This window comes from Niastella sp. OAS944 (assembly GCA_024809215.1).
Classification (GTDB): Bacteria; Bacteroidota; Bacteroidia; order Chitinophagales; family Chitinophagaceae; genus Niastella.
Window position 1 is genome coordinate 803,407 of sequence record JANUBW010000001.1, and the last position, 12,994, is coordinate 816,400.

Annotated in this window: 13 protein-coding genes; 6 read left to right on the top strand and 7 right to left on the bottom strand. The window is 39.9% G+C overall.

What is annotated here, in order from left to right:
• Nucleotides 1-9 precede the first annotated feature (9 nt).
• Complete coding sequence (locus tag GGD38_RS03150; protein WP_375299482.1) at nucleotides 10-813, top strand: SDR family oxidoreductase; 804 nt, start codon at nucleotides 10-12, stop codon at nucleotides 811-813.
• A gap of 76 nt (nucleotides 814-889) precedes the next feature.
• Nucleotides 890-1,804, top strand: coding sequence for an NAD(P)/FAD-dependent oxidoreductase (locus GGD38_RS03155; protein WP_375299481.1), 915 nt, complete (start codon nucleotides 890-892; stop codon nucleotides 1,802-1,804).
• Between the two features lie 92 nt (nucleotides 1,805-1,896).
• On the opposite strand, the gene GGD38_RS03160 is transcribed toward GGD38_RS03155, so the two are convergent.
• Both GGD38_RS03160 and GGD38_RS03165 read right to left on the bottom strand, forming a co-directional pair.
• Nucleotides 1,897-3,363, bottom strand: a complete 1,467-nt coding sequence (locus GGD38_RS03160) for an ATP-binding protein (protein WP_375299480.1) — start codon at nucleotides 3,361-3,363, stop codon at nucleotides 1,897-1,899.
• Nucleotide 3,364: 1 nt separating this feature from the next.
• The gene (locus GGD38_RS03165; RefSeq protein ID WP_375299479.1) at nucleotides 3,365-4,075 is read right to left on the bottom strand and encodes a response regulator transcription factor; all 711 of its coding nucleotides are present in this window, start codon (nucleotides 4,073-4,075) and stop codon (nucleotides 3,365-3,367) included.
• Nucleotides 4,076-4,198: 123 nt separating this feature from the next.
• On the opposite strand from GGD38_RS03165, the gene GGD38_RS03170 reads away from it, so the two are divergent.
• Nucleotides 4,199-5,497, top strand: a complete 1,299-nt coding sequence (locus GGD38_RS03170; protein ID WP_375299478.1) for a spondin domain-containing protein — start codon at nucleotides 4,199-4,201, stop codon at nucleotides 5,495-5,497.
• Between the two features lie 308 nt (nucleotides 5,498-5,805).
• Here the strand turns inward: GGD38_RS03170 and GGD38_RS03175 are convergent, their stop codons facing one another.
• Nucleotides 5,806-6,153 carry a DHCW motif cupin fold protein gene (locus GGD38_RS03175; protein WP_375299477.1) on the bottom strand — a complete coding sequence of 116 codons (348 nt, stop codon included), beginning with the start codon at nucleotides 6,151-6,153 and terminating at the stop codon, nucleotides 5,806-5,808.
• A 232-nt stretch (nucleotides 6,154-6,385) separates the two neighbouring features.
• Nucleotides 6,386-6,778, bottom strand: coding sequence for a DUF3224 domain-containing protein (locus GGD38_RS03180; RefSeq protein WP_375299476.1), 393 nt, complete (start codon nucleotides 6,776-6,778; stop codon nucleotides 6,386-6,388).
• Between the two features lie 121 nt (nucleotides 6,779-6,899).
• On the opposite strand from GGD38_RS03180, the gene GGD38_RS03185 reads away from it, so the two are divergent.
• Nucleotides 6,900-7,709: a class I SAM-dependent methyltransferase gene (locus tag GGD38_RS03185; RefSeq protein WP_375299475.1), complete on the top strand. Its 810-nt coding sequence runs from the start codon at nucleotides 6,900-6,902 to the stop codon at nucleotides 7,707-7,709.
• 61 nt (nucleotides 7,710-7,770) lie between these two features.
• Here the strand turns inward: GGD38_RS03185 and GGD38_RS03190 are convergent, their stop codons facing one another.
• From GGD38_RS03190 to GGD38_RS03200, 3 genes are all read right to left on the bottom strand, one after another.
• Nucleotides 7,771-8,430: a hypothetical protein gene (locus tag GGD38_RS03190; RefSeq protein ID WP_375299474.1), complete on the bottom strand. Its 660-nt coding sequence runs from the start codon at nucleotides 8,428-8,430 to the stop codon at nucleotides 7,771-7,773.
• Between the two features lie 30 nt (nucleotides 8,431-8,460).
• Nucleotides 8,461-10,689, bottom strand: coding sequence for a carboxypeptidase-like regulatory domain-containing protein (locus tag GGD38_RS03195; protein WP_375299473.1), 2,229 nt, complete (start codon nucleotides 10,687-10,689; stop codon nucleotides 8,461-8,463).
• A gap of 183 nt (nucleotides 10,690-10,872) precedes the next feature.
• The gene (locus tag GGD38_RS03200; protein ID WP_375299472.1) at nucleotides 10,873-11,238 is read right to left on the bottom strand and encodes a winged helix-turn-helix transcriptional regulator; all 366 of its coding nucleotides are present in this window, start codon (nucleotides 11,236-11,238) and stop codon (nucleotides 10,873-10,875) included.
• A gap of 159 nt (nucleotides 11,239-11,397) precedes the next feature.
• On the opposite strand from GGD38_RS03200, the gene GGD38_RS03205 reads away from it, so the two are divergent.
• Nucleotides 11,398-11,727, top strand: coding sequence for an antibiotic biosynthesis monooxygenase family protein (locus GGD38_RS03205; protein ID WP_375299471.1), 330 nt, complete (start codon nucleotides 11,398-11,400; stop codon nucleotides 11,725-11,727).
• A 97-nt stretch (nucleotides 11,728-11,824) separates the two neighbouring features.
• Nucleotides 11,825-12,952 (top strand): flavin-containing monooxygenase, encoded by a 1,128-nt coding sequence (locus tag GGD38_RS03210; RefSeq protein WP_375299470.1) that lies wholly within the window; start codon nucleotides 11,825-11,827, stop codon nucleotides 12,950-12,952.
• Nucleotides 12,953-12,994 lie beyond the last annotated feature (42 nt).

Sequence of the window (12,994 nt, forward strand, 5' to 3'; positions counted from 1 at the left end):
TAAAACAAAATGAAAAAAACAATTTTAATAACAGGCGCATCTTCAGGCTTCGGTTTGATGTTAGCAAACAATTTACATCAACAAGGTTATAATGTAATTGGTACAAGTCGAAATCCAGAAAAACTACAAGCCACTGTTCCCTTCAAAGTATTGGCTTTAGATATTACGGATGAAAATTCTATAAAAGAATTTACAAAGCGACTTTTTGAAACCGTAAATCAATTAGATATTTTGGTTAATAATGCAGGTTATATGCTCACTGGATTAGCAGAGGAAACTTCAACAGAGGCAGGGAAACTTCAATTTGACACTAATTTTTGGGGGACAGTAAATGTAACAAAAGCAATTTTACCTTATTTCAGGAAACAAAAATTTGGTCAAATTATTACAGTGAGCTCAATGATGGGGCTTATAACAATACCTATGAAGTCAATGTATGCTGCATCCAAACATGCCTTAGAAGGTTATTTTAAAACATTGCGTTTTGAGGTAAGTCAATTTAATATCAATGTTAGTATGGTAGAGCCAATGTGGGCAAAAACAAATCTTGGCACAAATATGATTGCTATTGATGGGAATATAGCAGAATACAAGAACTATAAAGGGCAAGTAAATAAGTATATCAAGAATGGTATGGCAGAGGGTGACGATCCATCAGTAATAGTGAAGAAAATTATTGAGGTGACAAATGCCAAAAAACCAAAGTTCCGAAACATTGTAGGAAAAATGGCAGGAATGGTACTATTCCTTAATAATTACGCCTATCCAATGTTTGAAAATGCAATACATAAAAGTGTAAAAACAGCAAAATAAGCGTGTATGAAAAAGTACTTGCTTTATCAGTTTTAGCTTTCCTTTTCCATTAACAACATATTCAAATTTTAACGAAATGACAGATAACAAAAACTTTGACGTAATCATAGTTGGCGGAAGCTATGCAGGACTTTCGGCAGCAATGGCTTTGGGACGAGCATTAAGAAACGTTTTAATCATTGACAGCGGGTTGCCTTGTAACCGACAAACACCTCATTCACATAACTTCATTACGCAAGACGGAGAAAAACCAAGCGTTATTGCGGAAAAAGCAAAAAAACAAGTGTTGAAATACGACACAGTAAAATTCTTAACTGACCTTGCCGTTAATGGAACTAAAACCGATAAAGGCTTTGAGATTTCAACTCAGTCAGGAAAAGTGTTTTCAGCTAAAAAACTCATTTTTGCAACAGGCTTAAAAGACATTATACCAAACATTAAGGGATTTTCTGAATGTTGGGGAACTACAGTAATTCATTGTCCATATTGCCACGGATATGAAGTAAAGAATGAAAAAACAGGGGTTCTGGCAAATGGATATGGTGCATTTCATTTGGCTCGGCTCATTAGTAACTGGACCAAGGATTTAACCATATTTACCAATGGAAAATCTCAATTGACACAGGAGCAGACCGATGAAATCAAAAGACACAATATTTCAATAGTTGAAAAGGAAATTACCTCATTAAAACACAAAGAAGGTGTAATGGAAGAAATAATTTTTGCAGACAATTCAATTTTTCAATTACAAATTATTTATTCAAGACCTCCTTTTGAACAACATTGTAAAATCCCCGAATTATTGGGTTGTGAATTGACAGAACAAGGACTTATCAAAGTAGATACATCTCAGAAAACAACAGTGGATAATATATTCGCCTGTGGAGACAGTACTAATCCTCTTCGTTCTGTACCATATGCAGTATCAACAGGGAGTAATACAGGAGTGTTTTTAAATAACGAAATGACAGAAGAAGAATTTTTAAAATGACAATAGGCGGTCGTAAAAACGAATACAGTAATTAAGTAATAGTTCTATATTGGAAACAATTAATATTCTTTACCTTTTACATTTCACATACTTCATGCCCTTTGCAACTCAAACACAAACGTAGTTCCTTTTCCCGGTTCACTAAAAGCTTCAATGGTGGCCTGGTGAAGCTCCAGGATCTTTTTTACAATAGCCAGGCCAATGCCCATCCCCTTGCCTGAAGACCGTGGATGTATTTGTTTGTAACGCTCAAAAATATGAGTAAGCTCCTCAGGAGAAATACCAATGCCGGTATCGGTTATGCTTACCTTTACGCCGGCATTGGCTTCAATCAAAACAATAGTGATTGCGCCGCCTGCGGGGGTAAATTTAAAGGCATTATCTAAAAGGTTTTGAAGCACCCGATCGGTGAGTGAAAGATCTGCAAATACAAGTGATAAGTTATCAGGAGCCTCCAAATTGAGTGTAATTCCCTTTTCATCTGCTTTCAATTGATAGCTCATCATGATATCGGCAGCCAGTTCCGAAATATGAAATGCTTCCTTCTCCGGCTTTATTAAATTGGCCTCCAGTTTCGCATACTGAAAAAGTTGATCAACCAGCAATGACAGCTTACGATTGCTGTCATATACAATAGCCAGGTATTTTTCTTTATCCTGAGGCAAAAGCTGGTCTTTTTTTATCATCAGCGTTTCTACATATCCCTGCATAATTGACAAAGGGGTGCGCAAGTCGTGCGAAATATTTGCTATAAGTTCCTGTCTGAATTTGTCGGTAGCCGATATTTTATCAATATTATCAACAATAACATCGGCCATGTCATTAAAGGTAGTGGTAAGCATACCCAGGTTGCCTTTAGCATACCCTTCTATGCGGGCCGTGTAGTCGCCTTCTTTAAATCGTTTAACCACTCCTGCTATACGGCAAATACTATCTGTGATCAGAAAAAAAGTAACAATACCTACAATGAACGCTACAACCAAAGCTGCATAAAACATAATGCTGGCAAGGCGTAAGTACAAGTTGTTATCTAACGCTTGTAGAATGGCCTTTTGTTTTTCACTGGCCAGCACGGCATATACATATCCCACTAACCTGCCCTTTTCATATACCGGAGCGGCAGAAAAAATACTTGGTTCGCCTGGTTGTTTGGGATTATCGCCCATTGGCCGTTGTTTGCCGGAGGCCGCAATCCACTTTTTCACCAGGTTAATATTTACCTGGTGCATTTGAACAGTTTTATCCGGTACAACATAGTCTTTGATATTACCGGCGGTATCAAGCAAATACACTTCCACACTGGGATTAGCAACCATCGTTGAATGAATAATATCATGCGTTACACTGGTATCGGGTTTACCATCTTTAAAAGGTTGTGTAAACGTTGCCAGATGTTGGGCAATATTACCATACAATTCCTGGTGGGCGGACGTGTAGTACGACCTCGAAAATGTTGAGGCAATGATCACAAACACAATGCCCAGCACAATTAACAGGCATGTGAATACAGTTGTGATCTTCCAGAAAAGCCGATTCCCGTTTATTGTTCGTACCGACATGTTATAGTTCCTCATTAAACCTGTAGCCAACGCCCCAGGCAGTTAAAATAAATTTAGGGTTCGACACATCTTCTTCAATTTTTGCCCGTAACCGGTTGATGTGGCTGTTAACCGTATGTTCATAGCCTTCAAAATCATACCCCCACACCAAATTGAGCAATCGTTTACGGCTGTAGCTTTTCCCGGGATTCGATGCAAGCAAAGTGAGCAACTCAAATTCTTTGGGTGAAATATCTATACGGTTGTTATTGAGCGTTACCCTCCGTTTATCAAGGTCTATTTCCAATCCGCTAAAACTTATTATGGAAGTTGTTATTCCGGTAGCAGGTTCTAAAGCAAACTCTTCGCTTCTGCGGAAAATAACTTTTACCCGGGCAATAAACTCACGAATGCCGAAGGGTTTAGTGAGGTAATCATCCGCGCCGGTTTCCAAACCAATCACTTTATCGATCTCCTCACTTCTGGCAGTAAGCATCAGAATAGGCGTATGCCGGTCTGTTTGCCTTATTTTTCTGCATATCTCCACTCCATTCAACCCCGGCAGAGTAATATCCAGTATAATAAGATTGAAATTACCCTCCTTTGAGGAAGCCAATCCTTTTAATCCATCACTTTCCGCTGTTACCCTGCACCCCAGATCGTGGAGATGAATTTTTAGTAGTTCAACAATGTCGGGATCATCTTCAATGATCAAAACTGTTTTGTTATCCATAATGCGTTATAACAAAGTTGCAAAATAAAATACACGAATGTTCATTGTGATACTTTTGTTACAATTCTGCAATACCTGTGGGATACTCTTTCATTTGCTTTGTGTTACTAAAATACACCACAAATGAAATACAACTTATTAAAAACCTGTACGTTATTTGCCGCTGTAGGGCTGCTTGCCTCCTGCAAAAAAGATAAAGATCATACTCCCGGCCAATCACAAACCATTACCATTGAAAATGTGCTGAACAGTAAACCGCTGGTTGAAACCGGTACCTTTCAGGGAAAAGGAGCACCGCCGGTTATCTTACCGGGGCAATCAACCTCGTTTACTTTTTCCGCTGCCAAAAACCAGCGGTTAACCTTTGCTACGATGTACGGGTGGAGCAATGACCTGTTCTTTGCACCAGCCAACCCTGGTATCAAATTGTATAACGATGATGGTTCACCCATTACAGGCGATGTTTCTGCACAAATAAAACTATGGGACAATGGCACGCGTATAAACCAGGTACCAGGATCGGCAGTGGTCCATCCGGGTACAGCAGAAAGCTCGGTAAAAAATATCAAAGAGGTAAATGGTACCGATGATTATGGCAATACCTACCTGCCTGCATCGCAACTAATGCAGTTATCACTTGCTTATGATGGTAATTCTGTATTCACCCTTACGATCACTAACAAATCGGGCGGCACCGCCAACGAAACACCCTTCAGCCCTGGCGTGTGGACCATTTCTTATGTAGCAGGCGGCAATCAACTGTTACCTGAGGCTATTTACTCAGCCGGCAAGCCTACCGCTAACGGATTGACAAATATTGCAGAAGCAGGTGATAACTCAGTGCTCAATACATACCTGATGAGCAAAACCGGCATCTTTACCCCCCTGTCGCCGGTTTTAGTGGTGGTGTATAACGGCATGGAAAATCCCTTTTTTAAAACGGGTGAAAATGACCGGGGCGAAGGGTTGAAAGACCTTGCGCAAAAAGGCAATGCCGATATACTGGCAGCAGCTTTGAAATCGAAATCAGGCGTAAAAGCCGTATATGTGTTGAAGGATGCTAAAAATACTGTACTGCTTCCCCGTATCGATGGCGCCGACGGCGGTAAGGTTTCGCAAATGTTAACAGTAATGGAAGGTGATAGAATTGCCATTGCCACCATGTATGGATTTTCGAACGACTGGTTCTTTGCCACTTCAGGAAATGATTTGGACGCTACGCAAAAAGGAGATCTGTCATCTTCTGTTGGTTTGTATGATAATGGTACAGCCGTGAATCAATTCCCTGGCGCAGGCATTACCCAGTTTAACCTGGCGGGCACTCCGCTTAACGAATCAAAGCCTATACAAATGGTACCTAACCCCAATGCATTAACGACGTTACCAGCTATCAATAACATTATAAAGGTGAGTATTCAATAAGGTGGTAGTGGATATTCAAAATAACATCAGCCAGCACCGAATGAATGATTAAGATCTGGCTGATGTTATAAAAACACATTCATCCGTTTTTTTCATCGGCATCCATAAATTTTTCATACATACTTTTATTATTGCTTATCTTCACTTGCACTTCAAAACAGTGGTAAACCACTGCCGGCTTACAGCTGACAATCCCACTTATTTCTCGCGTTTATTTAAAAAAGAGGTAGGTGTTTCTCCAATTAAGTTCAGGGATAACCTTTTAAATTAGTTTCCGGATACAGCTACGATATGCCTGTGAAAGGTACTTATTTGCCGGGCTTTAGAAAATCACCATCAATTATTAAAAGTTTCACCCCGTTTTCTGTAAACGACCGGTGACTACTAAGGTCATCTGATACTATGTATGTCATTCCCTGGCTAAGCCTGAAGTTTTGGCCATTATCCAATTCACTAACAAATTCTCCTTCGAGGCAATGAACTATATGCCCTTTTTTGCACCAATGATCAGCCAGGTATCCCATTGAGTACTCAACTCTTCGAATACGCAATCCTTCTAACTGCAAGGTTCTCCAAACAGCTATACCAGTGGTGCCCAAATGCTCAGTTGCAGGAATTAAATCCCAGTCAATTGTTTGAAAGTTATAATTGCTCATTTTTGTATGCTTTTACCAGCTATGGTAGAGAAAATCAGATAAAAATAATAAAAAATATTATTGATGACCGTGCACCGCTCCTGGTTTCTTAGTAATACTAAGAAACCTTCAGGTCATTAGATCTGAAGGCCTTTTTGATTCCAAATTCATAAAATGTAACGGTTCCTATGATACGTAAATATTTATTCAAAGTAATAAATGAAGAAGGCGTATTTGGAGGTGCGCATAAGATCTAATCAGGCAGTGTATATTCCATTTCGTAAAAATGCTTCTTATCTTTTATGATGATGTTCAATTTACCAGCTATGCCGGTCAATTCATCTGTTCCCGAATCAGGTACAATAATAATATTCATCATGGGTTCGCCTTTATTCATAGTTGCATTATGTTGTAACACAAAAGAACCCTGTTTGCCATTTAAAGTTGCTTCTACGCGCTCGATCGCTACATAACCTGCAGACGCAGGGACTGCTGTTTTTGCACTAAGCATTTGCCCCTTACTGGTTCCTGCTATATCGCCATAAAAAACCTTGTCGATGGTTAATCGTCCTAAAAGGGGGATGTCTCGTTCATCGGTTTGAGGAACGAGTTTGACCTCAAATTCACCTTTTGCGTATTGTGTCATTAAAATATTTTTGTTTCATCAAATGTAAGCAAATAGGACCGAAGCATATAACGCATAGGGATAATATCCATAAGCCAGGTAATTATATGAAGTTGTACCTTAGAGTATAAAACTAACGATTATGAAAGCAGTATCAAAAACCGCTTATTACTGCGGTGGTGTTCGTATGCAGGATGCCGAATCTGCTAAACCACTTATTGGTGATCATTATGCAAAGCGCCTACTTGGTGAAGATGGAATTGCCTATTGGTCAGCGTTTAAACAATTCACCAGGCCAAATGCAGGCAATACGGCAAGGCATTATCTCATTGATTCATTTATAAAAAATGAACTGACCGATCATCCCGATGCAACCATCATTTTAATTGGGGCGGGGCTCGACAGCCGTGCTTATAGATTGGATGGCGGAAAATGGATAGAAATAGATGAAGAAGCGATTATTGCACACAAAAATAATAAGCTGCCCATCAATGAATGTAAAAATCCGCTTGAGAGAATACCTATAGATTTTGAAAAAGAGAAACTGGCCGATAAGCTGCAACCTTACAGGGAAAGGCCTTATGTGATCTTTATTATAGAAGGCGTACTTATGTATCTCACTAATGAACAACGAAACGAATTACTAACTACCTTAACAACGCTTTTCCCAAAACATGTACTTTTTTGCGACCTCATGAATAAAGGATTTTTTGAGAAGTTCAGCGGTGAAATTCATAGAAAGCTCAGCGAAAGTGGAGCGGTCTTTAAAGACATCGCCGATGAACCGGATCGCGTATTCATTGCAAAAGGATATAAGAAAAGATCAGTGACCGGCATGCCGCAAGCTATACATGATTTGGGTTTAATAAGACTTCCCTGGTTCGTCAGGAAATTTGTTTTTGGCAGGCTGATCAATGGATATGCAGTATATCATTTTACTTACGGCTACTGATCGTCCCATTCGAAAGTATTTAAGCGGCCAACTCAAAATAATGAGATGGCCGCTTTAGTTTTTATTTTAATTGTTCAAGAATTTCCTCCACTTCCTTCTTCCCCCAATGCGGGGCAAGCCCTGCGGATGGCTCACCGGCCAACTTTTGTTTTGCGTTTGTTAGTAACTGCTTTGCCTGTGCCTTATCGCCGCCCCACATTTTTGGCGTTGCAAACTTTTGCCAGCCAAGCAGGTAAAGCATGCGCGGATTATCAGGATCTGCCTGTTTTGCCATTTGCAAGTAATTAAAGGCTGTAGGGCCATATTCCCGTCCATAAGTTTGCGGATTGATAAATACCCGCGCCTGGTTCAGCATCATATGAATACAATACAACTCAGCCAATTCTTTTTTCTGTTTTGCCGTATCAATGAGCATTCCTGCTTTTTTTATTTCACCGGCTGCCTTGTTGGCAAATGGTTCAATATTATCGGGGTCGTCGTTTTGCTTTAACCAACCTATTTTCGCATTGCAAAAAGCGGCGTAATAGTAAGGAAGCCATTGATCCTTTTGCCCATCTGCAATACGTAAAAAATTGTCTGCCAGTAACTGATAATCTTTAACGGTTTTTGCATTATCAAGTTTTGTAACTGCAGTTTGCATTTGTTGTGAATAGGCATCCTGTGCATGAGCCGTAACATATACAAGGCTCATAGCCATGATCAATAAAAATATCCTTTTCATTTTTTATTTTTTTGGTTAATAATATCATTGTCATAATTTTTCATTAATAAAATCATCGCGCCGGTCAATCCCAAACGACATAAACAACCCGATGTAATAGCTGCGTGGGGCCGGTTGTGTGATGGGCATTTTGTTTAGCCGGTTGTAACTGTAGTTATACCCAAAGACCTGCTTTGTTGCAAACACATTATTGACGCCGAAGCCAATACCCGAAAAATCTTTATTCTTCCATTTTTTGAACAGATTGAATAAATAAGCAAAACTTACATTCATTTGATTATACATGGCCGCAGTTCCCTTATCAAGCACCACAGGCTTGCCGGCCACATCATATTGTATATTGTAGTAAGGACGGCCCGTGGCCAGTGTGTAAGAAACATTCGCACTTAGGTTGATGTCCTGAAAAAACCTCTTTACAGCAAGCGATGCAGTATGCGGCGTTGCAAAATTGGGCTGCAGGGCATACGGATAATTAAGGAACTTCCTTTTTGTATGGAGCCAGGTATAGGTGATCCAGTAATCAAAATTTTTAAATGTTCTTTTATCACGAAAAAATAATTCAACGCCTTTTGCAAAACCGCTCCCATCGTTTGCAGTAACCGGTATTGTGGTCACCAGGTCTTTATATTTTTTGTAGTATGCTTCAACCCTTAATAAACGGTTGTTTGCTTTTTTCTGGTAGTTGATGATATAATGTGTTGCCTGCGTGAATGAGAGTGCACGGTTCTGAACAAGATGAACCAGCTCAGGCTTTTGATAAAAAACGCCGTAAGCGATATTCACCTGTGCCCCATCATTAAACCGGTATGCAAAACTTATGCGTGGGGCCCAGTTCATTTTGTGTAACAGCGCATCATTTTCTGCCCGCACACCGATTTTGGCAGCAATGCTCCCAGATATGTATACATCAGTTTCTGCAAAAATTGCGGTAAGTTCATCTTTCAACGTTGTTAAAGTATCATTTAAACAATAATCGTCCCCGTTATGAAAATGCTCAGCGCCAAAGCGCAAAGCCTGGTTATGAGTAAGCGTTTTTGTAAACACCATTCTGGCCTGCAAAAAGTTGGAACGGGAATTAAGTGTGTTATTCTGTTTATTGAACGGATAATATGGAACCACCAGTTGGCTGCCATTTCGGTCTTCCAGTTTATTAATTATACGCTGTTTGTTGTAATTGTATGCAAACCCGGCATCGATCTTCCAGCGGGGTGATAATAGTTCGTGATAAGATAAATTGGCATACAGGTTACGCCCTTTTGTTTCAAACGACGATGCGAGCTCACTACTATCAATATTCGCATTGCGCATGCCCGTGCGATTGTAACCATAATTGGTATAAAATTTCAGCATGCCTGTTTTGCTGGTTTTGATGCGAAAATTGGCGTCTGTTTCAATATATTCAGGCGCATGAAAGAAATCAGGGTGTTGCTTTACCACGCTGTTATACAAAGCGTAGCTGCCGTAATTCGTATTGATGCCGTAACTGCTTTTTTTATTTCGTGCCAGATTTTGAACCCCTGCACCTACAGACATGGGGAAAATATGCAAACTGGCAGATGATTTGTCGGGCAGGTCAATGGTTTCCAGGATCAAAGCGCTGCTTAATGCCTGGCCATATAAAGCGGAGTATGCTCCTGTGTTGAACAATATGCCTTTGAATAAAAATGGGTTCAACCGGGCCGGTTGCATAATTCCCGGCACACTGCCATAGTTTGGGCTTTTCAGTAAAGTGCCATCTACAAATTGTTTTGCTTCTTCACTTGTTCCGCCACGTACAAACAAACCTTCTTTATCACCGATCTGTTGCGTGCCGGGTAGTGAACGTAACGCGTTGGCAATATCGCCGCCATTGCCGGCAACGGTCATGGCATCCATGGGTGTTAAGGAAGCTCCTTTTGCTTTGTCGCTGGCTTCAAAACTCCCTGCCGAAACAACAACAGGCTCCAGAGACCTTTCTTCGGGCTGTAACACAAAATTTATTTCAACCAGGGTATCGTTTATCTCAATTTGTTTTTCCGTTTCTTTAAACCCTATAAAAGACGCCACAATTACCAGCGTACTTTTCGCCTTTACAGTAAATACAAAATGGCCGGTTGAATCGGTAGTTACCGCAGTTGCCGTGCCTTTGACATAAACACTGGCATCGGCCAAAGGATGCCTGCGGTTATTGGTGACTGTACCTTTTATAGTTGCCTGTGCCAAACAATAATTTGCTGAACAAATGCAAACAACAAGCGCGTAGTATTTTAAAGCTGCCATAACTTCTGTTTTGCAACACAAAGTTCAACAGCCTGCGTGGCGAGAATTGCCGTGAGTAGACAACCGGGATAAATGAGTAGATGAAAATGAAGGAAATATTCGTGATCGGCAGAGAAACTATTATTCCGTCAGTGTATTTTCCATTTCGTAAAAATGTTTCTTATCTCTTATGATGGTTCATAGTTACTTATATAAATGCTGATCTTTTATGTAATCAATTCCGTTTTGTTTCAAATATTGTATACCCCAGTCACTAAGAAACTGGTAAAGCGGCGTAAGGGTTTTGCCAAATTCAGTTAATGCATATTCAACTCTATACGGCTTCTTTGATAAAATAGTTTTAATTATCAACTTATCCCGTTCCAGTTCTTTTAACTGTTGGCTAAGCATTTTCTCAGAAACACCTGGCAGATTATTACAAAAATCGCTATAACTCCTGTTGCTACAGTAATGCAGGTGTGATAAGATTAAAATTTTCCACTTTCCGTCAATGAAGCTGAGAGAAAAATCAATCGGACATGTGTATTTTTTATCATTTAATTGTATCATTCTGAGTGACCTACTTTTTGGTAAGTTATTTTAAGGTAATATGAGCTGTGTTACTTTTGAAAAAATTAATAATAACCGAAAATGAACAAGTTTGTTTGCTCCGTCCTCGCAATTATCCTATTCATTTCAAAAAGTAATGCACAATCTAATTCTAAAGTAATGGAAAAAAGTAAATATTCAGTTGAAGTTATTCGTTACAATATCCCTCAAAATCAACAGGCACAATTTGAAAAGGCCTACGATGCGGCAGGTGAATTCCTCAGGAGATCTAAGTATTGTCTCTCCTATACCATAAATAAAGGCACCGAGGAGCCTACCCATTATGTAATAATTATTCATTGGACCTCGGAAAACGATCACCTGAATGGATTTAGAAAAAGTGCTGATTTTATGCCCTTCTTTAATCTTGTAAAGCCTTTTTATAATCAAATTCAGGAAATGAAACATTACCAGGAACTCACGCTGTGGTCTGCAGAAAATAAAAACTAACAGATATGTTCAGTCCCAAACTATTTCCAGGTTATTAAGCAAAAATATGGGCGTTGTAGAAATATTGACCTAAATTCATAAAGGTAAATATTGATGCATGTTACCATTAACTCAAACCAACGTCCTTATTGTGGGAGCCGGTATTTCGGGGCTGGCAACTGCTGCCTGTTTGCAACGGCAGGGAATTGAATATGTTATTATTGAAAAGCATGCCCGGGTAGCCAGCGCCTGGCATAATCACTATCATCGGCTGCACCTGCATACCAACAAACGAATATCACAATTACCATATAAGAAGTTCGGTAAAAATATACCCCGCTACCCCAGCCGCCAACAGGTTATTGATTATTTAAACGACTATCAACAGGCATTCAATATTAAACCGGTTTTTAATACAACTGCTACGTTTATAAAAAAAGAAGGCGACTACTGGATCACCCAAACTACCAATGGAATATTTCAGTCGAAATTTTTAGTAATGGCTACCGGCCCGTTCGGCAAACCTAAACCTGTTGAGTTACAGGGAATGGAAACTTTTCCTGGAAAAATAATGCATAGCGCTGCCTACAAAACGGGTAAGGACTTTGCCAACCAAAAAGTGTTGGTAATTGGTTTTGGCAACTCTGCCTGTGAAATTGCGATCGATCTGTTTGAACAGGGCGCAACACCTTTCATGTCTGTTCGTTCTGCCGTAAATATAGTTCCGCGCGATGTTTTGGGTGTGCCTGTACTGGAATTCAGTTTATTACTGAATTGGCTGCCGCCTCGTATAGCCGATCTATTGAGCGCACCTTTGGCAAATGCCCTTATAGGTGACATAACCAAATTAGGGCTGAAAAAAAAGCCTTATGGACCGCTGGAACAGGTTCAGCGGGAAGGCAAGTCGCCGATACTTGACATTGGCACCATTCAACTGATCCGTAAAGGCAAGATCAAAATTGTAGGAGATATTGAATTTATTGAGGGCAATATGGTCCATTTTAAACAAGGCCAAACACAACCCTTCGATGCCATTATTGCGTGTATTGGCTATAGTAAGGATGAAATAAATATTATTGAAGTAGACAGAAATCGTTTTGAAGATCTGCAGGTAAGCGCTAACCGCCAACAGTATTTTGGCAAAGACGGTTTGTATTTCTGCGGATACTATATTAGTCCCACCGGCCAAATTCATGAAATTAATGCAGATGCCAGAAAGATCGTAAAGAATATTAGGGGGATCTGAAAAAAACAAAACGAGGTTGCACCATTTCCGATGCAACCTCGC

Excerpts from the sequence above, each read along its gene's own strand:
- GGD38_RS03150 (WP_375299482.1), top strand. The coding sequence starts at position 10 with ATGAAAAAAACAATTTTAATAACAGGCGCATCTTCAGGCTTCGGTTTG.
- GGD38_RS03155 (WP_375299481.1), top strand. The coding sequence starts at position 890 with ATGACAGATAACAAAAACTTTGACGTAATCATAGTTGGCGGAAGCTAT.
- GGD38_RS03160 (WP_375299480.1), bottom strand. The coding sequence starts at position 3,363 with ATGTCGGTACGAACAATAAACGGGAATCGGCTTTTCTGGAAGATCACA.
- GGD38_RS03165 (WP_375299479.1), bottom strand. The coding sequence starts at position 4,075 with ATGGATAACAAAACAGTTTTGATCATTGAAGATGATCCCGACATTGTT.
- GGD38_RS03170 (WP_375299478.1), top strand. The coding sequence starts at position 4,199 with ATGAAATACAACTTATTAAAAACCTGTACGTTATTTGCCGCTGTAGGG.
- GGD38_RS03175 (WP_375299477.1), bottom strand. The coding sequence starts at position 6,153 with ATGAGCAATTATAACTTTCAAACAATTGACTGGGATTTAATTCCTGCA.
- GGD38_RS03180 (WP_375299476.1), bottom strand. The coding sequence starts at position 6,778 with ATGACACAATACGCAAAAGGTGAATTTGAGGTCAAACTCGTTCCTCAA.
- GGD38_RS03185 (WP_375299475.1), top strand. The coding sequence starts at position 6,900 with ATGAAAGCAGTATCAAAAACCGCTTATTACTGCGGTGGTGTTCGTATG.
- GGD38_RS03190 (WP_375299474.1), bottom strand. The coding sequence starts at position 8,430 with ATGAAAAGGATATTTTTATTGATCATGGCTATGAGCCTTGTATATGTT.
- GGD38_RS03195 (WP_375299473.1), bottom strand. The coding sequence starts at position 10,689 with ATGGCAGCTTTAAAATACTACGCGCTTGTTGTTTGCATTTGTTCAGCA.
- GGD38_RS03200 (WP_375299472.1), bottom strand. The coding sequence starts at position 11,238 with ATGATACAATTAAATGATAAAAAATACACATGTCCGATTGATTTTTCT.
- GGD38_RS03205 (WP_375299471.1), top strand. The coding sequence starts at position 11,398 with ATGGAAAAAAGTAAATATTCAGTTGAAGTTATTCGTTACAATATCCCT.
- GGD38_RS03210 (WP_375299470.1), top strand. The coding sequence starts at position 11,825 with ATGTTACCATTAACTCAAACCAACGTCCTTATTGTGGGAGCCGGTATT.